Consider the following 19,170-nt stretch of genomic DNA (forward strand, 5'->3'; position numbering starts at 1 on the left):
TCGACCGTGGCGTCGGTGAGGCCGGCTCCCTCGTTGCGCGGGCCCGTCACTGCTGCAGGCCGTCGTACAGCGGGAACGCGTCCGTGAGCTTCTGCACGCGCGCCCGGAGCGCCTCGGCGTCCGTCCCGGCGCCGTCGATCAGGGCGGTCGCGATGATGTCCGCGACCTCCTCGAACTCCGTCTCGCCGAAGCCGCGCGTCGCGAGCGCGGGCGTGCCGATGCGCAGGCCGGACGTCACGCGCGGTGGGCGCGGGTCGAACGGGACGGCGTTCCGGTTCACGGTGATGCCGGCGGTGTGCAGGAGGTCCTCGGCCTGCTGGCCGTCGAGCGAGCTGTTGCGCAGGTCGACCAGCACGAGGTGCACGTCGGTGCCGCCCGTGAGGACCGAGGCCCCGGCCGCGGCGACGTCGGGCCGCGTGAGGCGCTCGGCGAGGATGCGCGCGCCGTCGAGCGTGCGCTGCTGGCGCTCCCGGAAGGCCTCGCCCGCGGCGATCCTGAACGCGACGGCCTTGGCGGCGACCACGTGCATGAGGGGGCCGCCCTGCTGGCCCGGGAACACCGCGGAGTCGATCTTCCTCGCGTGCTCCTCGCGCGACAGGATGATGCCCGAGCGCGGGCCGCCGAGCGTCTTGTGGACGGTCGAGGAGACGACGTCGGCGTGCGGGACCGGGCTCGGGTGGAGGCCGGCCGCGACGAGGCCCGCGAAGTGGGCCATGTCGACCCAGAGCGCGGCGCCGACCTCGCGTGCGATCTCGGCGAACGCGGCGAAGTCGAGCTGCCGAGGGTAGGCGGACCAGCCGGCGATGATGACGCGCGGGCGCGCCTCGAGCGCCTTCGCGCGCACCACGTCCATGTCGACGAGGTACGTCTCGGGGTCCACGCCGTACGCGGCGACCTCGTAGAGCTTGCCCGAGAAGTTGAGCTTCATGCCGTGCGTGAGGTGGCCGCCGTGCGCGAGCTCGAGGCCGAGGATCGTGTCGCCCGGCGTGGCGAGCGCGTGGAGCACCGCGGCGTTCGCCTGCGCGCCCGAATGCGGCTGGACGTTCGCGTGGTCGGCGCCGAAGAGCGCCTTCGCACGGTCGCGCGCGAGCTCCTCGGCGATGTCGACCTGCTCGCAGCCGCCGTAGTACCGCTTGCCGGGGTAGCCCTCGGCGTACTTGTTGGTGAGCACCGATCCCTGCGCCTGCAGCACGGCGCGCGGGACGAAGTTCTCGCTGGCGATCATCTCCAGGGTCCCCTGCTGGCGCGCGAGCTCGCCGTCGAGCACCGCGGCGATCTCGGGGTCCACCTCGGACAGGGACTGGTCCAGGACGTTCTCGGAGGTCATGTCTCTCCTCGCATCAGCAGTGCGCGTGGGGCTCCCGGCACGTCCGGGCACGCACACCTCGTGTGGTGACCCGCGGCCCAGGCGTACGACCCGAAGTCTGCTGTGCTGCCGCTCCCTGGTGGTGACCCACCTGTTCGCCAGTCGCGACCCGGACAGGGTAGCAACAGCGTCGGGGCTCAGGCCTCGCCGTCGGCGGCGTCGGCCTCGCCCCCGCCGAGGATCTTGCGCAGGTACGCGTACGTGAGGCTGCCCGCGGTCTCGTCGTGCTGGTGGGTGTAGCCGTGCTTCTCGTACAGCGCGAGGTTCTGGACCGAGTCGCGCCCGGTGAACACCCACAGCTCGTCGGTGCCCTCGGGCAGCAGCGGCGGGATCGCGAGGAGCAGCTGGGTCCCGATCCCGTGGCCCTGCTGGTCGGGTGCGACGGCGAGCCGGCCGAGCGTCGCCCGGCCCGGCTCGAGCTGGACCCGTACGGACCCGACGAGGCGGTGGCCGGCCCACGCGCCGAGCGTCACGATGCCGTCGGCGGCGAGGTCGTCGCGCAGCTCGTCGAGCGTCTGGGTGAGCGGGGGGATGTTCGGGTCCCCGTACACCTGCGCCTCGCTCACGAAGGCGGCACGGCGCAGCGTGAGGAGCTCACCCGCGTCGTCGTCGGTCACGGGGCGGATGGTCACGTCCACGCTCATGCGGCCATCGTGGCATCCCCGTGCGGTGCACGGCGACCGCGTCCGACGACGGACGCTCCGGGGACGGCCCGCCGCCCCGGAGTACCCTCACGCCCTGTGACCGCCCCCAGCGAGCCGACCGCGACCGCGACCCCGACGCACGGGCCCACGCACTGGGTCCTCAGCCTGTCGTGCCCCGACCGCCCCGGGATCGTCGCGGCCGTCGCCGGGCTGCTGGCGTCGCACGGCGGGAACATCACCGAGTCGCAGCAGTTCGGCGACCCCCTCAGCGGCCTGTTCTTCATGCGGGTCCAGGTCGAGGCGACCGCGCCCGAGGCCACGCTGCGCGCGGCCCTCGACGCGCTGGGGGCCGAGTTCTCGATGACGTGGCGGCTCGACGTCGCGGGGCGGCGCATGCGCACGCTCGTCATGGTCTCCACCGCAGCGCACTGCCTGCACGACCTGCTGTTCCGGCAGCAGTCCGAGGGCCTTCCGGTGGACATCGTCGCGGTCGTCTCCAACCACACCGCGCTCGAGGACGTCGCGGGGTTCTACGGGATCCCGTTCCACCACGTGCCCGTCACGCGCGACACCAAGACCGACGCCGAGGCTCGCCTGCTCGGGCTCGTCGAGGAGCTCGACGTCGAGCTCGTCGTCCTCGCGCGGTACATGCAGATCCTGTCGGACGACCTGTGCCGCACGCTCAGCGGACGCGTCATCAACATCCACCACTCGTTCCTGCCGAGCTTCAAGGGCGCCCGCCCGTACGCGCAGGCGCACGACCGCGGCGTGAAGCTGATCGGCGCGACCGCGCACTACGTGACGGGAGACCTCGACGAGGGCCCGATCATCGAGCAGGACGTCGAGCGCGTCGACCACAGCAAGAAGGTCGAGGACCTCGTGGCGCTCGGGCAGGACGTCGAGCGGCGCGCGCTCGCGCGCGCGGTGCGGTGGCACGCCGAGCACCGCGTGCTGCTCGACGGGCACCGCACGATCGTCTTCCGCTGACGCGCACGACGGCGCACGCGACGGCGGTGCGGCGGCACCCGCGCCCAGGCGGCGCAGCGGGCCGTCAGGTCCCGACGAGCACGCGTCCCCGGCGCGAGACCGCGTCGATCGTCACCGCGAGACCGAGCACGACGCCCGTGACGACGTAGCGCGCCGACGCGTCGAGGTTGAGCAGCGTCAGGCCGCTCGCGATGGAGTGGATGACCAGGGCGCCGAGCACCGCCGACCACGCGCTCCCGCGGCCGCCGAACAGGCTCGTGCCACCGATGACGGCGGCCGCGATCGCCGTGAGGTTGAGGTCCGACCCGCCCGTGCCCTGGTTCGCGGCGGCCAGACGGCCCACCGAGAGCACGCCACCGAGGGCCGCGAGCGCGGTGCACGCCGTGAAGGCCGTGACGTAGACGCGCGCGACGGGCAGCCCCGCCTTGCGCGCGGACACCGGGTTGCTGCCGACGGCCCGGACCGAGCGACCCCACCGCGTGCGCCGCAGCAGGAAGTCCGTCACGGCGACGAGCCCGAGGAACAGCGCGACGCTCGCGCCGATCCCGCGGTTGGTGTTGAGGTACCAGGTCGGGACGAGGAGCAGGACCGCGAGCAGGCCGGAGCGCCCGGCGATGACGCCCCAGGACGCCGTCGGCAGCTCGGCGCGGGACCGCCGCACGCGCTCGACGACGCGGCTCGCGGCGTACGCGAGGACGACTGCCGCGACCGCGGCGTACGCGACGCCCGGGTGCAGGAACGTCCGCTGGCCGAACCGCACGAGCCACGACTCGTACGGCAGGTTGACCGACCCGGTCGCGCCGAGCACCTGGATCTGCAGGCCGAGCGACACGAGCAGGCCGGCGAGCGTGATGACGAAGCTCGGCACGCCGAGCCGCGTGTACAACCACCCGTAGATGGCCCCGACGACCGCGCCGAGCACGACGGCCGCGATCACCGACACGGCGAGCGGCCAGCCCTGCTGCACGAAGCCGACGGCGACGACCGCCGCCGAGAGCCCGCTCACGGCCCCGACGGACAGGTCGATCTGCCCCACCAGGAGGACGAGCACGACGCCGAGCGTGACGACGCCCGTGACGGCGGACTGCAGCGTGAGGTTGACGAGGTTGTCCGCCGTGAGGAAGTTCGGGTTGAGGGCCTGGAACACGAGTGCGAGGACGAGCAGCCCCACGAGCACGGGCAGCGACGTCACGTCGTGCGTCCAGCGGCCCCACGCGGGACCGCCGTGGCGCCACGACGGCGACTGGCGCATGGACCGCGCCCCTACGGGCTGCGCGGAGCGCTCCCCCGTCAGCGTCATGACCGCTCCCCTCCGCGGCGGAGCCCGGGACCGACGCCCGTGATCGCCGCGATGATGTCCTCGTACCCGGTCCGGGAGGCGTCGAACACCCCGTTGAGCCGACCGCGGCGCAGCACCACGATGCGGTCAGCGACGGCCTGGACGTCCGTCATCGAGTGGCTCACGAGCAGCACGCCGTGGCCCTGGTCGCGCACGCGCTCGACGATGTTGAGCACCTCGGCCGTCTGCGTGACGCCGAGGGCGGCCGTCGGCTCGTCGAGCACGAGCACCCTCGGGTCGCCCAGGAGCGACCGCGCGATCGCGACCGCCTGGCGCTGACCGCCGGACAGCGCCGCGACGGGTGCGCGCACGGACGGCACACGCGCCGCGAGCGACGCGAGCAGCCGCTCGGCCTCGCTCTCCATCGCGACCTCGTCCAGCACGCCGCCACGGCGCAGCTCCTGCCCGAGGAAGATGTTCTCGACGATGTCGAGGTCGTCGCACAGCGCGAGGTCCTGGAACGCCATCGCGATGCCCAGGCGGCGCGCCTCGGCCGGCGACGTGAGCGCGACCTCGTCGCCGTCCACGACGACCTCGCCCGCGTCCGGGACGAGGGCACCCGCGACGACGGCCGCGAGCGTGGACTTGCCGGCCCCGTTGTCCCCGACGACGGCGACGACCTCGCGCGCGTGGACGTCGAGGTCGACGTCGACGAGCGCACGCACGGCGCCGAAGCTGTGCGTCACGCCGCGCAGCGCGACGAGCGGTGCACGGCGCGCGGTCCCCTTCTCGGCCCCCGCCACGGTCCCGGTGCTCACGACGCGTCCTCCTCGGGCAGAAGTCCCGCGGCCCGGCAGGCCGCGACGTACGGGTCGACGCAGATCTCCTCGACCGGGTGCACGCCGCCGTCGACGACGACGTCGCGCAGGTTCGCGCGCGTCACCGCGACCGGCTCGAGGAGGACCGCGGGGACGCCCCCGACCTCCTCGGGCGCGGGCGGGCGCTCGCCGCGCAGCAGGGCGACGGCGAGCTCGGCGGCGGTGCGGGCCTGCTCACGGATCCCCTTGAAGACCGTCATCCGCTGGTCGCCGCTGACGATCCGCTGGACCGCGGAGAGCTCGGCGTCCTGCCCGGTCACGGGCGGCACCGGGTCCAGGCCCGCGGCGCGCATCGCGGAGATCGCACCGCCCGCGGTGCCGTCGTTCGCGGCGTAGACGCCCTGCACACGGCTGCCGTACTGCGTGAGCTGGCCCTGAACCCACTCCTGGGCCTTGTCGGGGCTCCAGTCGGGCGTGTCGTACTCGGCGAGGACCGTGACGCCCGAGCCGTCGAGCGCGCGCTCGAGGCCCTCCTTGAGCAGCGCGACGTTCGGGTCGGTCGGTGCTCCGTGGACGAGCAGCACGCCCTCGTCGCCCTCGCTCGGCCCGACCGCGTCGACGAGCGCCTGCCCCTGCAGCTCGCCCACCCGCACCGCGTCGTACGCGACGAGGTAGGCGAGCGGGACCTCCTCGATGAGCCGGTCGTACGCGATGACCCGGACGCCGCGTGCCTGCGCGGTGGTGACGATGCTCCGCGCGGACGCCGCGTCGACGGCGTCCAGGACGAGGACGCTCGCCCCCTGCGTGAGCGCCGACTCGGCCTGCTGCTGCTGCCGCGCGGCGTCCTGGCCCGCGTTGGCGTAGAGCACGCGGCACTCCGGGCACTCCTCCTCGACGACCCGCTCGAAGACGGGCCGGTCGACGCTCTCGTAGCGCGACGTCTTGGACTCCGGCAGGAGCAGCGCGATCGTCCGCCCGTCGCCGCCACCACCGGGCGGCTCCGACGGCGCGACGCACCCCGCGAGCGCGACCACCGACGCGAGCGCGACCGCCGACGCGACCACCCGCAGGACTCTCATGCTCCGACCTCCGGTCCCAGGCCCACGGTCACGCGCGCCGCCTCGAGGGCCGCGACGACGCCGCCCCGCACCTCCGCCTGCTCGCCGAGCTGGGCCGCGACCACCGGCACGGGCCCGGCCGACGTCCTGAGCGCCCGCGCGTGGAGCGCGGTCCGCAGCGGTCCGAGCAGGACCTCGCCCGCACGCGCGAGGTCCCCGCCGACGACGACGACCTCCGGGTCGAGCAGCAGGCACGCACCCGACAGCGCGCGGCCGAGCACCCGCCCGGCGTCCTCGACGACTGCGCGGACGACGTCGTCGTCGTGCGCGCGGGCGACCAGGTCGCGCAGCAGCAGCGGGCCGTGGGTGCCCGCGACGCGCGCCGTGAGCGCGGCGGACCCCACGACCGTCTCGAGGCAGCCGCGGTTGCCGCAGCGGCACGGCTCGCCGTCGTCGACCACCGGCAGGTGGCCGATCTCGCCCGCGGCCCCGACGCGACCGTGCACCACGCGGCCGCCCACGAGGACCCCGATGCCCACGCCCTGCGCGACCCGCACGTACACCGCGTCGCGCGCGCCGCGCGCCGCACCCAGACGCAGCTCGGCCAGACCGCCGAGGTTCGCGTCGTTGTCGACCCGCACGGGCACGCCGAGACGCGCACCGAGCTGCGCGCCGACCGCGACGCCCTCCCAGCCGTGCAGCACGCCGTCGGCCGAGACGGTGCCCGTCGCGGTGTCGACGGGGGCAGCGAGCCCGACGCCGACGGCGAGCACCTCGTCCGGCGCGGCGCCGAGCGAGTCGACCATCTCGTCGAGCAGCATCCCGACGCGGTCGAGGCCCTCGTCGGCGCGGTGCTCGTACGGCAGCGGCAGGCGCTGCTCGGCGACCACGCGGAGCGACACGTCGGCGACCGCGACACGCAGCGAGCGCTCCGCGAAGTGGACCCCGGCGACGAGGCCGAGGTTGCGCGCGAGCGACACCTCCTGCGCGCGGCGCCCGGACCGCGACGTCGGGGCGGTCGCGAGCACGCCGGCGACGGTGAGCTCCTTGACGATGTTGGAGATCGTGGCGGCGGAGAGGCCCGTGACCCCGGCGAGCTCGACCTGCGTGAGGGAGCCCCGCTGCTGCACCGCGCTGAGGATGCGGGCCCGGTTGGCCTCGCGGAGCGAGGTCTGCGACCCAGGCGTCGCCCGGTCTCTGGCCACACCCGGAGGATAGCGTCCGGACCCCCGCGCCGGATCCGCCGAGCGGGGGTCGCGGGGCGCCCGGCGCCGCCCCGGTGCACGCTCTCGGGGCACCACCAGGACGCAGCAGCGCCCGGGTGGTTCCCCACCCGGGCGCTGCCCTCACGGACCGGAACGGACGGTCCGGGTCACTCGACCGGCGTCACCGCACCGTCCTCGGTGACGTAGCCGACGACGTCGACCGCCACGTGGACCGTGCCCGGCGAGTCGGACAGGAGCGCGATCCGCCCGTTCGACGGGAGGTCGACCACCGCGAGGTTCGCGATGTCCCGGCCGGGGATGTAGTTCACCGTGGACGCGTTCGGCGCCGGCGTCGTGCCGTCCCCGTTCACGTCGGGGAACACCCGCAGGTTGCCGACCGAGGTCGGCTGGATCGCCGTCACGTTGACGAGGACCGCGGTCGCACCCTCGGGCACGCCGTGCTCGTCGCCGATCGCGACCGAGTAGCCCTTGCGGCCCTCGAGCGGCCCCGTGAGGCCCTCGTTCTGCGGGCCGGGACGGCTGTCGACCGCACGGACCGGCGAGACCCCGGTGAAGGCGCTGCCCTCGGTGGTCCAGCCGAGCACGTCGAGGATCACGTCGACCCGGTTGGCGGCCGACGTGTCCGACCAGAGCGTCACCTTGCCGTCGACGAGGCGGACGATCGTGCTGTTCGCCTTGTCCTGACCGACGGCGTAGTTGACCGTCGAGGTGTCGGGCCGCTCCTCGCCACCGGGGTACACCCGGAGGTTGCCGACGCCGTCGACGCCCGTGACGGTCACGTTGAGCAGGACCGACGTCGCACCCTCGGGCACGTTCCCGTGCCCGGCGACCTCGACCTCGTAGGCCCGACCCGCGCGGAGCGGTCCGACGATCGGACCCTGCGGCGAGGACCGGCGCGTGTCGAGCACGCGCTCGGGCGCCTGCATCCGGACGCCGGCAGCCTCGGTGGTCCACCCGGTCACGTCGAGGATCACGCCCGCCGTGCTGCCCCGCGTGAGATAGCAGACCGTGCCGTCCTCGGGCAGTGCGACGAACGTCGCGTTCGCGACGTCCCTCCCGGGCTCGAAGTTGACCGTCGAGCCGCTCGGCGCGACGGTCGCGGTGCCCCGCGTGCCCGGGTAGACGACGACGTGGCCCGGACCGGCGGGGCGGACCGTCGTGACGTTCAGCATCAGGCCGGTCGCACCCGCCGGGACGTCCAGCGCCGCGTCGACGTCGACGCACGCGGGCGTGCCGGGCGTCACGACGGGCGCGTGCTCGACGCGCACCGGCGTGAGCGTCGCGACGCTCTCCGCCTCGGTGAGGACCGCGACGGTCCGCGCCGGGACGGAGACCGTGCCGGTCGCCGCGTCCCACGTCGTGCCACGCACGACGTCGTCCGAGCCCTGCTCCTGGACCGACGACAGCCGGAAGGCCCGGCCCTCGTGACCCTCGACCGGGGCCGTGTACGCCTCGTCCGACGCGTTGAAGACGACGAGCAGGCCGTCCAGGCCCGGGTCGACGTCCTCGCCGACGCGGTCGTCGACGCTCATCACGACGACGCCCGGGGTCGCGTCCGGGCCGCTGCCCGGGAACGTGACCTTCTCCTTGATGAGCTCGGGGTCGCCGAGGCGGAAGAGCTCGGTGGAGAACCTCAGCCGCAGGAGGTCCTGGTAGGCCGCGGTGGCCGTCGCGATGTCCTCGGGGGCCGGCTTGAGGGCCGGGTCCGCGAGCAGCGGCGCGAGGGTCGGCCACTTCGACTGGTTGTCGGCCGCCTGCGGGAGGCCGCGGGCGAAGCCGTTGTCCTGACCGGAGAAGTCGAGCAGGTTGAACCAGTCACCGGAGTTGTAGGAGTTGCGGTCGAGCGACTTGCTCCGCAGCAGGTCGCTGCCCGCGTGGTAGAACGCCGGCGTCTGCGAGAGCGTCGTCGTCGCGAGCGAGACCGTGTTCATCCGCACGCGCGCGTCCATCGGGGTGTCCCGCGGCAGCTTGAGCGTGAGGATGTCGAAGAGCGTCTCGTTGTCGTGCTTGTCGACGTACGTGATGATCTCCTCCGGCGAGTCGGCGTAGCCCGCCGGCTGGCCGTTGTAGTCGATCTCGTCGCCGCGCTGGACCTCGCCGCTGCTCGTCAGGAACGTGTAGTCCCGCAGGTTGCCGGCGAGCCCGAGCCGCACGAGGTCGGCCTGGTGCTGGGCGTCGGCGAGCAGCTCGGCGTCCGTGCGCGCGTCGAGGCCGTTGGGGTCGGTGTACGCACCGCTCCCGAAGCCCTGGCGGACGCGCGGGTCCTCGTCGAAGGGGCCGCCGCCGCGGACGGCGTCGCGCAGGCGGTCGGAGAACGTCCCGATGCCCGTGCCCCCGAGGTTGCCCTGACGCGCCTGCTCGAAGCGCGCGTCGTCCGCGACCTCGCCGAAGTTCCAGCCCTCGCCGTAGAGGTACACGGCCGAGCCGTCCACGCCGTCCTCGGCCGGGTCCAGCTCGTCGAGCGCCTCGCGCACCGCGAGCATGTTGGCCTTGGAGTGGTGGCCCATGAGGTCGAAGCGGAAGCCGTCGACCTTGTAGTCTTTCGCCCACGTCACGACCGAGTCGACCATGAGCTTCTCGGCCATCTCGTGCTCGGTCGCGACGTTCTGGCAGCACGTCGACTGCTCGACGTCACCGGCCGCGTTCAGCCGGTGGTAGTAGCCGGGGACGACGCGGTCGAGGACCGACGTCGACGCCTGGCCGCTCGCGTTGGTGTGGTTGAACACCTCGTCGAGGACGACCTGCAGACCGTCGGAGTGCAGCGCGCCGACCATCGTGCGGAACTCGGCGACCCGCGCCCCGCCGTGCGCGTCGACGGCGTAGGAGCCCTCGGGCGTCGAGAAGTGGAACGGGTCGTAGCCCCAGTTGAAGCCGTCCTGGTCGCGGATCTCGCCGATGCACGCCTGCTGGTCCGGCGAGTCCGGCGCCATCGAGGCGAGGTCGCACGGCGGCTCGACCTGCTGGGACCGGTCCTCCTGGATCGTCGCGATGTCGAACGACGGGAGCAGGTGGACCGTGGTCAGGCCCGCGGCGGCGAGGGCACGCAGGTGCTCACGCCCCGCGCTGGCCTCCTCCGCGAACGCGAGGTAGGTCCCGCGCAGGTCGGCCGGGACGGTCTCGTCGCTGATCGAGAAGTCGCGGACGTGGACCTCGTAGATCGTCTGGTCGACGGGCTCGACGACCGGCTGGGGCGCCGTCTCCCACCCGGAGGGGCGGAACGCGGGGTCCTGCAGGTCCACGAGAACCGAGTGCGTCGAGTTGAGCGTGAGGCCCACCGAGTACGGGTCGGTCACGACGTTCGTCTCGACCTGGCCCGTCGACTCGACGTAGACGGTCACGCGGAACTGGTAGAGACCACCCTTCCAGCTCGGGTAGCCGTCGAGGGTCCACGAGCCGTCGGAGCGGCGCGTCGCCTGGTACGCGACGGGCGCCTTGGCGGCATCGCCGCCGGCCCACACGAGGACGTCGACGTCCGTCGCGGTCGGGGCCCACAGCGCGAACCGCGGCGAGCCGCCGGCCCACGTGACGCCCAGCTCACGGTCCTCCGCGTCGAACAGGTCGTCCAGCACGCCGGGGATCTGGACCCCCGTGTAGGAGACGAGCTCCTCGCCGACCGAGCCCGTGACGACGAGCTGGCCCTGGAGCAGGCTCACGAGCGTCGCGCGGCTCGGGGCGGCGTCGCCGTCGAGCACGCGGAGCACGAGGTAGTCGGCCAGGTGCGGGAAGCGCGCCGCGACGTCGTCGGGCAGGCCACCCTCCTCGAGGACGAGGTCCAGGTCACGCACGCCGCGCGGGAGCACGACGGCGCCGTCGCCGAGCGCGATGCCGCCCGTCGCGGACCCGTGCAGCATGAACGTCACGTCGCCGGGCTCGGCGTCGCCGGTCAGCGACGCGGGCACCGCGACGAGGTCGCGCGAGACCCACTGCGCCGCGAGGTCGCCCGCGCCGGGCAGCTGCGTCACGCCGCCGACGATCTCCAGGTTGTTCGTCTCGAGCGTGTACCGGAACTCGAGGACGCCGCCGTCCGTCGCGGTGAACGAGTAGTTCCCGCCGCGGTTGTCGGGCGGGCCGTAGCTCTCGGCCCACGAGGCGCCGTGCGCGACCTTGACCTGCCACTCGCCGGCCGGGATCGCGTCGGTCGAGAACGTGAAGACGCCGTCGCCGTCGGGGTCGGTCAGGAAGGTGTTGAGGCAGTCCGGTGCCCAGTCGCCGGCGCAGCCGAGCTCGCTCTGGAAGTCACCCGGGAGCGTGAGGACCGGCTGGCTCGCGGTGGTGAAGAACGCCGCGTTCTGCGGGTTGAAGAAGAAGGAGACCTCGTCGCCGGTGTGCGTGTAGGAGACGTCGCCGCCGCCGGTCACGAACGCACCACCGGTGACGCCGAAGTTGGGCGCCGGCTCCCACTGGCGCTCGGTGGCGATCTTGTACTGGTAGGACTCCCCCTCGGCCGTCGCCGGGAGGTCGGTCGTGAGCTCCCAGACGCCGTCGCCGCGGAGGGTCATCTGGGCCTGGTCGCACGCCGGGTCCCAGTCGCCCGCGCAGCCCATCTCGGAGTTGTGCGAGCCGGGGACCGAGACCTCGGCCGGCTCGACGACGGGCGCGGCCGCGAGGGGGGCGAGCGGCGCGACGGCGGCCGCGGGCGCGGGCGCCGCCGCCGGGGACGTGGCCCCGGCTGCGGTCGCGACGGTGCCGGTCAGGGCACCGGAGAGCGCGACCGCGAGGACGGCGACGCTCGCTGTGCTCGAGCGACGACGGCGCCGCGCTCGGTGTTCGTACGGATCTGCCAGTGGCATCCCGGGACTCCCTTGTCACCCTGTGTGGCACCCGCCCGAGGTCGCGGGCAGGTGGTCGTTCTCGTCGTGCGCGGGCGTCGGCCCGCGGGCGGTGGCGCCCGGGCCGGAGCCCGGGCGCCACCACGTGTCAGCGCGGTGTCAGCACGTGTCAGCGCGCCTGGATCGTCAGCGTGTGGGTGCCGACGTCGTACAGGAACTCCATGAGCGTGCCGTCGGCCGGCACGTCGAACGCGTAGTTCCCGCTCGGGTCGGACGGCGGGCCGTAGCTCTCCGTCCACGCGAGGTCGTGCGCGACCTTGACCTCCCAGCTGCCCGCGGGGATGCCGCGGGTGACGAACCGGTGGACGCCGTCCTTGTTGAGGTCGGTGAGCAGGGTCCGCGTGCACGCCGGGTCCCAGTCCCCCGAGCAGCCGAGCTCGGACTGGAAGCTCCCGGCGAGCGTCATGACGTCGTGCGTCGTCGTCGCGAACGCGTACCGCGTCGCCTCGTCGAAGATGAACGTCACCGGTGCCGTCGAGCCCTCGGGCGCCGTGACCGAGAACGCGATGTTGGACCCGCCCGGCACGCCGCGGTCGCCGAAGTTGACGTCCCACGTGCCGTCGATCGCGGCCTTGAACTCGTAGTCGCCGCCCGGCAGCTCCCACGTGCCCGTCCAGACCCCGTCGTCGTCGGCGTCCGTGAGGAACGCCGCGGCGCAGCCGGGGTCCCAGTCGCCGGCGCAGCCCTGCTCGGAGTTCATGCTCCCCGCGACCGTGACGGTCGTGGGCAGCGGCTCCGGGTACGGCTCGGGCTCGGGCTCGTCGCTCGGGACCGGCTGGACGTCGTTGCCGACCGACGCGTACGTCGAGGCGGCGGCGGCGTTGCCGGCTGCGTCCACGCTCACCGCGCGGTACTCCAGGAGCGTGCCGGCCGGGAGGCCGGACACGTCGTGGAAGACGCGCGCGTTGCCGTTGTCGCTCGTGCCGAGCGGCGTCCAGTCGGGGACACCGACCGCGCGGACCGCGAACGACGTCTCGAGGTAGCGGTCCTCGGGGGTCGACGCCTGCACGGGCACGAGACCCTTGAGGCCCTTGCCCGCGACGGGAGCGGAGACCGTGATCTCGTGGTCGCCCGCGGCCGCGACGGTGCGCGTGCCCTGGAAGGCGACGACCGAGCGTGCCGGGACCTCGACGGTCACGTCGCCCTGGGCGTCGGCGACCAGGTCGGCCGTCGTCCCCCAGACGCCCGTGTACTCGCCCCGCGGGGTGAGCGTCCGGAACGAGGCCGTCGTCGCGGCGTCACCGTTGTTGGCCACGACGACGTACTCGACGTCCTCGGTGACCTCGACGTCGCCCTTGACGTAGCCGACGACGTCGACGACCAGGTCGGTCGTCCCACCGGCCGGCTGGTCGGACAGGAACGTCACCTCGCCGCTCGCCGGCAGGTCGGCCACCACGAGGTTCGGGATGGCGCGGCCGGGGATGTAGTTGAGCGTCGACGCGGTCGGTGCCGCGAACTCGCCCGCCGGGTACACCCGCAGGTTGCCGATCGACGACGGCGAGACCGCCGTGACGTTGAGCAGGACCGCACCGGCGTCCGCGGGGACGCCGAGCTCGCCCGCGACCTTGACGGTGGCCGGCTCACCCGCCGTGAGCGGTCCGTCGAGGCCGAGGCGACCCTGCGACTCGCGCGTCTCGACGAGGCGCGTCGGGGTGAGCGCGACGACGTCGCCGTCGCCCGTGGTCCAGCCCGCGACGTCGAGGACGACGTTGACCGGGTTGGCCGAGCCGCCGACCGGGCTGTCCGAGAACAGGCGCACGGTGCCGTTCTCCGAGAGCTCGACGACCGTCGAGTTCGCCTTGTCCTGGCCCGGCGCGTAGTTGACCGTCGACGCGGTCGGGACCGCCTCGTCGCCCGGGTAGACCCGGAGGTTGCCGGCCGCACGCGCGCCGGTGACCGTCACGTTGAGCAGGACGGACGTCGCACCCTCCGGCACGCCGCCACGCCCGGCGACGACCACCTCGTGCGCGACGCGCGGGACCAGCGGGCCCGTCAGGTCGCCCACGTGGTACGAGCCGGCGCGCGTGTCGAGCACCCGCTGCGGGTTCTGGAGCGTGATCCCCGACGCGTCGGTCGTCCAGCCCGCCAGGTCGATCAGGACGCCGGCGTGGCTGCCCGCCGTCCGGAAGCACAGGCCGTCGTCGTCGGACACGGCCACGACGGCCGAGTTCGCGACGTCCTGACCGGGCTCGAAGTTCACCGTCGAGGTCGCCGGGACCGACGCACCCTCCGGGTGGAGCACGACGTAGCCGGGACCGGCCGGGCGGACCGTCGTGACGTTGACGAGGACGCCGGTCGCCTCCTCCGGCAGGTCCGGCACGGTCACGCACTGCGACGTGCCGGCCGGGACCGAGCGGTCGTCGACGATCCGCTCGGGGGCCGACGTCACGACGCCCGAGAGGTCCGCCGTCGTCTCGCCCACGCGCGAGAACGCGTACGTCCCGCCGTCGGCGAGCAGCTCGACCTGCGCGCCCTGGGCGAGGGCCGGGTGGTCCTCCCGCAGGCGTGCGAGCGACGAGATGTGCTCGTACAGCGGCGCGTCGGTGTCGTAGCGGTCGACCGAGCCCGCGACCTCACCGGTCACGAGCGTCTCGCCGGCGTACTGCTCGACCTGCGTCGCGAAGAGGGTCTGGCGCGCGTCCTTGTCGCCGCCGGACCCGACGAAGCCCTGCTCGTCGCCGTAGTAGACGACGGGCTGGCCGCGCGTGAGGTACATGAGCGAGTGCGCGAGCTGCGAGCGCTCGAGCGGGTCACCGGTCTCGCGGAGGAACCAGTTGACGCGACCCATGTCGTGGTTGCCGAGGAAGGTCGGCAGCGCGTACGCCGAGGAGTCGGGCGTGACGTACATGTCGTCGGCCGCGAACAGGCCTTCGAGCTGGTCCGAGCCCGCGCCGCGGGCGAACGCGACCGCGCGCTCCTGGAAGCCGAAGTCGAGCACCGAGCTCATGTCGGTGTCACGCACGTAGGGCGTGAGGACGGTCGGGTCGGACGAGTAGACCTCGCCGAACATGAAGAACTCGTCCTTGCCGGTCGCCCGCGCGTGGTCGAGCACCTCGGTCGCCCAGCTCTCCCAGAACTCGAAGTTCACGTGCTTCGCGGTGTCGATCCGGAAGCCGTCGACACCCAGGTCGATCCAGTCCTGGTACACGTCGACGAAGGCGTCGACGACGTCGGGGTGCTCGGTCATCAGGTCGTCGAGCCCGTCGAAGTCGCCGAGCGTCGTCGACTCCCCCGCCCACGTCGTGTTGCCGCGGTTGTGGTAGTACCGCAGGTCGTTGAGGATCGCGGGCACCTTGAGGTCCTCGTCGCCGGGCTGCACGACGGGCGTGTAGGGGAACGAGTCCTCGGTGAGCTCCGGGAAGTCGTCGCTGCCCGCGACGTCCTCCATGCGGAACTCCTGGCCCTGCGCGTCGACGTACGGCTGCGCGTCCTGCGAGACGTAGGAGTACTCGCCCTCCTCGTAGGAGATGACGTCCGCCGTGTGGTTCGTGACGATGTCGAAGTAGATCTTGATCCCGCGCTCCTCGGCGCTCGCGATGAGCTCCTCGAGCTCCGCGTTGGTGCCCAGGTGGGGGTCGATCTGGGTGAAGTCGGTGATCCAGTACCCGTGGTAGCCGGCCGAGGCGGTCTCGCCCTCGCCCTGCACGGGGCGGTTCTTGAACGACGGCGTCAGCCAGATGGCCGTCGTGCCCAGGCCCTCGATGTAGTCCAGGTTGTCGATGATGCCCCGCAGGTCACCACCCTGGTAGAAGCCCTTGTTCGTCGGGTCGAACCCGTGGTCGAGGCGGTCGCCCTCGATGCCGCCGGTGTCGTTCGACGGGTCGCCGTTCGCGAACCGGTCGGCCATGACGAAGTAGAAGCGCTCGTCACCGCCGGGCTGGCGGACGGGCGGCGCGACGATCGCGTCGTCGGCCTCGGTGTGCTCGCCCGCGAGGGTCAGCGGCACGAGGCGGATGCGCGGCTCGGCGGACGCGTCGTAGATCACGCGGACCCGGGCGTCCCCGCCGAGCACGAGCGGGACGTCGGCGCCGGGGTAGGCGCCGTCCCACACGTCGTCGAAGGCGACCTTGTACTTCCACTCCCCGGCGGGGAGGTCGAGGTCGGCCGAGTACGTGCCGTCCTCCGCGAGCGCCAGCTCGGTCTCGGCGCAGTCGGGCAGCCAGTCGCCCGCGCAACCCAGCTCGCTCTGGAAGTCGCCCACGAGGGCGACCGTCGTCTCGTCGTGCTCGGCGGCGACGGCCGACGTCGCCAGGGTGCCGGTCACGGCACCCGTCAGTGCGACCGAAGCGGCCGCGATTCCTGCTGCGGTGGTGCGAGCACGTCTCGCCCTCCGCTCGTGACGGTATGCCAATGGCATCGGGACTCCCTTGTCACCCGGATCGAGCGCCTGCATACGCAGACGTCCGGACTGTAACGGCGATCCGCAACTTGCAGCAATGGGATGACTTGGTTCCGTAACCTGCCTGTGACCTTGGTCCTGCGTCCCGCAGGGCTGTCACCTGCGATGACGCGTGCTCGGGGGCCGGACGCCGCTGCGGAGCCCGCATCAGGACATCGTGTCGGCAGCCCCCGCGCCGCAAGGGCGTTGCATCCGTTGCAGCGCGTTGCACCCGGCTTGCAGGAGATTCAGCGTGCGAGGAGGCGGTCCAGGATCCGGTCCACGTCGCTCGCGGGCGCGTCCACCGCCACGACCTTGTCCCGGCTCGTCGCGCCGGCGACGAGGGCCACCTGCCGCCGTCGGACGCCGAAGGCCTCGGCGACCGCGGCGAGCGCGGCCTCGGTCGCCGCGCCGTCGACGGCACGCGCCGTCACCGCCACGACGAGCCGGTCGCCGTGGGCGCCGCCGACCCGCGTCCGTGACGCACCGGGCCGGACGCGCACAGCGACCCGGACGGGACCCTCCGTGGCGGGTTCAGCCACGTCGACCGGCGCCCGCGGTGACGACGTCGGCGGCCCGCGGGGTGACGTCGGCCCCGGGCCGGACGCGCTCGGCGACGAGGTCGGCGAGGACGGACCGGACCGCGTCCTGGTCCAGCCGGTCGGTGTCGACCGCGACCACCGGCAGGCCGAGACGGTCGAGCACGCGCTCCTCGAGCGCCGCCCGGTGCCGCAGCACCTCGACCGCTCCCGCCACGTCGCGCGTCACCCCGAGCGCGCGTCCCAGCCCGCCCGAGGTGTAGTAGCCGACGACCGCGTCGAGCCACTCGCGCGGGCGGTCCGCGGCCGCGGCGCGGAAGCAGCGGTCGACGTCGTCGCGCCGCAGGTGGACGACGACGGGCTCGAGCGGTGCCGCGAGGGACGCGAGCGCGCCGACGAACGCCACGAGCTCCTCCTCGGGTGCACCGGCGTGCACGACCGTCATCGTGAGCGGGTTCTGGAGGAAGCAGCAGTCGAGCACCCACACGTCGTCGGAGGTCGCCGCGTCGGCGACGAACCCCGCCCACTGCTCGGTGCGGAGCCGGACGTGGCGGTCGAGCGGCTGCTCGTACACGTCACGCTCGCGCAGGCGTGCGGCGAGCGCCTCCGGGAGCGGGCCGTGGTCGCGCGCGACGAGCCCGTACGGGACGAGGAGCCCGCCGTCGGCCGGTCGCGCGGCCGCACGGAGGGCCGACCCGACTGCCGACGCGTCGAGCGCGCCGTCGGTCGGGCCGTCGAGCAGGCCGTCGAGCCCGCCCGCAGGGAGCCACGCGACCGACTCGTGGTCCGCCGGGTGCGCCGGGTCGCCCTCGTAGACGGTCCGGACGCGCGCGCCCGCCCGCTCGGCCTCCTGCGAGAGCATCAACGTCGTCGTGGACTTCCCGGTCCCGATGAGCCCCTCGACGAGGAGCAGTCGCGTCGTCACGGGTGCACACCGTAGGGCACGCGACGACGGCGCCGACCCCCGTGGGGTCGGCGCCGTCGTCGTGCTGCGGCTCGGGCAGGTGTCAGACGAGGCCGAGGCCGCGCACGGCCTCGCGCTCCTCGACCAGCTCGGTGATCGACGCGTCGATCCGCTGCCGCGAGAACTCGTTGACGTCGAGCCCCTGGACGATCTCCCAGCGGCCGCCGGTCGAGGTCACCGGGAACGACGAGATGAGCCCCTCGGGGACCCCGTACGAGCCGTCGGACGGGATCGCCGCCGACGTCCACGTGCCCTCGGGCGTGCCGAGGACCCAGTCCCGCACGTGGTCGACCGCCGCGTTCGCCGCGGACGCCGCCGACGACGCACCGCGCGCCTCGATGATCGCCGCGCCGCGCTTGGCGACCGTCGGGATGAACGTCTCCGCGAGCCAGGTCTCGTCGACCAGCTCCGTCGCCGGCCGCCCCGCGACCGTCGCGTGGAAGACGTCCGGGTACTGGGTCGCCGAGTGGTTGCCCCAGATGGTCAGGCCCTGGATGTCCGCGACGCCCGCGCCGGTCTTCTGCGCGAGCTGCGACAGCGCCCGGTTGTGGTCGAGGCGCGTCATGGCCGTGAAGCGCTCGGCCGGGACGTCAGGAGCGTGCGAGGCGGCGATGAGCGCGTTGGTGTTCGCGGGGTTGCCCACCACGAGCACGCGCACGTCGTCCGCTGCCACCGCGTTGATGGCCTCCCCCTGCGGCTTGAAGATGCCGCCGTTCGCCTCGAGCAGGTCGCCGCGCTCCATGCCCGCGGTGCGCGGGCGCGCGCCGACCAGCAGCGCGACGTTCGCGCCCTCGAAGCCGACCCGCGGGTCGTCCGCGATGTCGATCGACCGCAGCAGCGGGAACGCGCAGTCGTCGAGCTCCATCGCGGTGCCCTCGGCCGCCTTGACGCCCTGCGGGATCTCCAGCAGGCGCAGGCGCACCGGGGTGTCGGCGCCGAGCAGCTGCCCGGAGGCGATGCGGAACAGCAGCGCGTAGCCGATCTGGCCGGCGGCGCCGGTCACCGTGACGGTGACGGGGGCCTTCGCCGTGCCGCTCGTCGCGGCGTTCGTGCTCTGGGACATCGGTGTCTCCTCGTTCGTC

Annotated in this window: 12 protein-coding genes and 1 riboswitch; of the genes, 1 reads left to right on the forward strand and 11 read right to left on the reverse strand. The window is 73.6% G+C overall.

Annotation, left to right across the window (positions count from 1 at the left end; genetic code table 11):
• Nucleotides 1-46: 46 nt before the first annotated feature.
• Complete coding sequence (gene glyA / locus IEV86_RS16390; RefSeq protein WP_043607496.1) at nt 47-1,327, reverse strand: serine hydroxymethyltransferase; 1,281 nt, start codon at nt 1,325-1,327, stop codon at nt 47-49.
• A gap of 68 nt (nt 1,328-1,395) precedes the next feature.
• Nucleotides 1,396-1,482, reverse strand: a riboswitch (ZMP/ZTP riboswitch).
• 21 nt (nt 1,483-1,503) lie between these two features.
• Nucleotides 1,504-2,010 carry a GNAT family N-acetyltransferase gene (locus IEV86_RS16395; RefSeq protein ID WP_043607495.1) on the reverse strand — a complete coding sequence of 169 codons (507 nt, stop codon included), beginning with the start codon at nt 2,008-2,010 and terminating at the stop codon, nt 1,504-1,506.
• A 96-nt stretch (nt 2,011-2,106) separates the two neighbouring features.
• Between IEV86_RS16395 and purU the strand changes: the two genes are divergently transcribed.
• Nucleotides 2,107-2,997 (forward strand): formyltetrahydrofolate deformylase, encoded by an 891-nt coding sequence (gene purU / locus IEV86_RS16400; RefSeq protein ID WP_043607494.1) that lies wholly within the window; start codon nt 2,107-2,109, stop codon nt 2,995-2,997.
• Nucleotides 2,998-3,061: 64 nt separating this feature from the next.
• On the opposite strand, the gene IEV86_RS16405 is transcribed toward purU, so the two are convergent.
• The 9 genes from IEV86_RS16405 to IEV86_RS16445 all read right to left on the reverse strand — a co-directional run bounded on the left by IEV86_RS16405 (nt 3,062) and on the right by IEV86_RS16445 (nt 19,151).
• The gene (locus IEV86_RS16405; protein ID WP_229734703.1) at nt 3,062-4,297 is read right to left on the reverse strand and encodes a sugar ABC transporter permease; all 1,236 of its coding nucleotides are present in this window, start codon (nt 4,295-4,297) and stop codon (nt 3,062-3,064) included.
• Nucleotides 4,294-5,094, reverse strand: coding sequence for an ATP-binding cassette domain-containing protein (locus IEV86_RS16410; protein WP_229734704.1), 801 nt, complete (start codon nt 5,092-5,094; stop codon nt 4,294-4,296). Before IEV86_RS16410 ends, IEV86_RS16405 begins: the two co-directional genes overlap by 4 nt.
• Entirely contained in the window at nt 5,091-6,173 is a 1,083-nt protein-coding gene (locus IEV86_RS16415) for a substrate-binding domain-containing protein (protein WP_043607493.1), read from the reverse strand. The genes IEV86_RS16410 and IEV86_RS16415 overlap by 4 nt, the downstream gene beginning before the upstream one ends.
• Nucleotides 6,170-7,357, reverse strand: coding sequence for an ROK family transcriptional regulator (locus IEV86_RS16420; protein ID WP_043607492.1), 1,188 nt, complete (start codon nt 7,355-7,357; stop codon nt 6,170-6,172). Before IEV86_RS16420 ends, IEV86_RS16415 begins: the two co-directional genes overlap by 4 nt.
• A gap of 167 nt (nt 7,358-7,524) precedes the next feature.
• A complete protein-coding gene (gene pulA, locus IEV86_RS16425) occupies nt 7,525-12,168 on the reverse strand; it encodes a pullulanase-type alpha-1,6-glucosidase (protein ID WP_308463449.1) in 4,644 nt (1,547 codons plus the stop codon).
• Nucleotides 12,169-12,316: 148 nt separating this feature from the next.
• Nucleotides 12,317-16,471 carry a pullulanase X25 domain-containing protein gene (locus IEV86_RS16430; protein WP_052426501.1) on the reverse strand — a complete coding sequence of 1,385 codons (4,155 nt, stop codon included), beginning with the start codon at nt 16,469-16,471 and terminating at the stop codon, nt 12,317-12,319.
• A 362-nt stretch (nt 16,472-16,833) separates the two neighbouring features.
• Nucleotides 16,834-17,127 carry a DUF167 domain-containing protein gene (locus tag IEV86_RS16435; RefSeq protein ID WP_043609269.1) on the reverse strand — a complete coding sequence of 98 codons (294 nt, stop codon included), beginning with the start codon at nt 17,125-17,127 and terminating at the stop codon, nt 16,834-16,836.
• Nucleotides 17,120-18,049 carry a P-loop NTPase family protein gene (locus IEV86_RS16440; RefSeq protein WP_043609271.1) on the reverse strand — a complete coding sequence of 310 codons (930 nt, stop codon included), beginning with the start codon at nt 18,047-18,049 and terminating at the stop codon, nt 17,120-17,122. The genes IEV86_RS16435 and IEV86_RS16440 overlap by 8 nt, the downstream gene beginning before the upstream one ends.
• An 82-nt stretch (nt 18,050-18,131) precedes the next feature.
• Nucleotides 18,132-19,151, reverse strand: a complete 1,020-nt coding sequence (locus tag IEV86_RS16445) for a malate dehydrogenase (RefSeq protein ID WP_052426502.1) — start codon at nt 19,149-19,151, stop codon at nt 18,132-18,134.
• Nucleotides 19,152-19,170: the final 19 nt, after the last annotated feature.

This window comes from Cellulomonas carbonis, assembly GCF_014636275.1.
Taxonomy (GTDB): domain Bacteria; phylum Actinomycetota; class Actinomycetes; order Actinomycetales; family Cellulomonadaceae; genus Actinotalea; species Actinotalea carbonis.

What these genes read in the sequence shown, in the direction of transcription:
- glyA (WP_043607496.1), bottom strand. Translation starts at nt 1,327, where the DNA reads ATGACCTCCGAGAACGTCCTGGACCAGTCCCTGTCCGAGGTGGACCCC.
- IEV86_RS16395 (WP_043607495.1), bottom strand. Translation starts at nt 2,010, where the DNA reads ATGAGCGTGGACGTGACCATCCGCCCCGTGACCGACGACGACGCGGGT.
- IEV86_RS16405 (WP_229734703.1), bottom strand. Translation starts at nt 4,297, where the DNA reads ATGACGCTGACGGGGGAGCGCTCCGCGCAGCCCGTAGGGGCGCGGTCC.
- IEV86_RS16415 (WP_043607493.1), bottom strand. Translation starts at nt 6,173, where the DNA reads ATGAGAGTCCTGCGGGTGGTCGCGTCGGCGGTCGCGCTCGCGTCGGTG.
- pulA (WP_308463449.1), bottom strand. Translation starts at nt 12,168, where the DNA reads ATGCCACTGGCAGATCCGTACGAACACCGAGCGCGGCGCCGTCGTCGC.
- IEV86_RS16445 (WP_052426502.1), bottom strand. Translation starts at nt 19,151, where the DNA reads ATGTCCCAGAGCACGAACGCCGCGACGAGCGGCACGGCGAAGGCCCCC.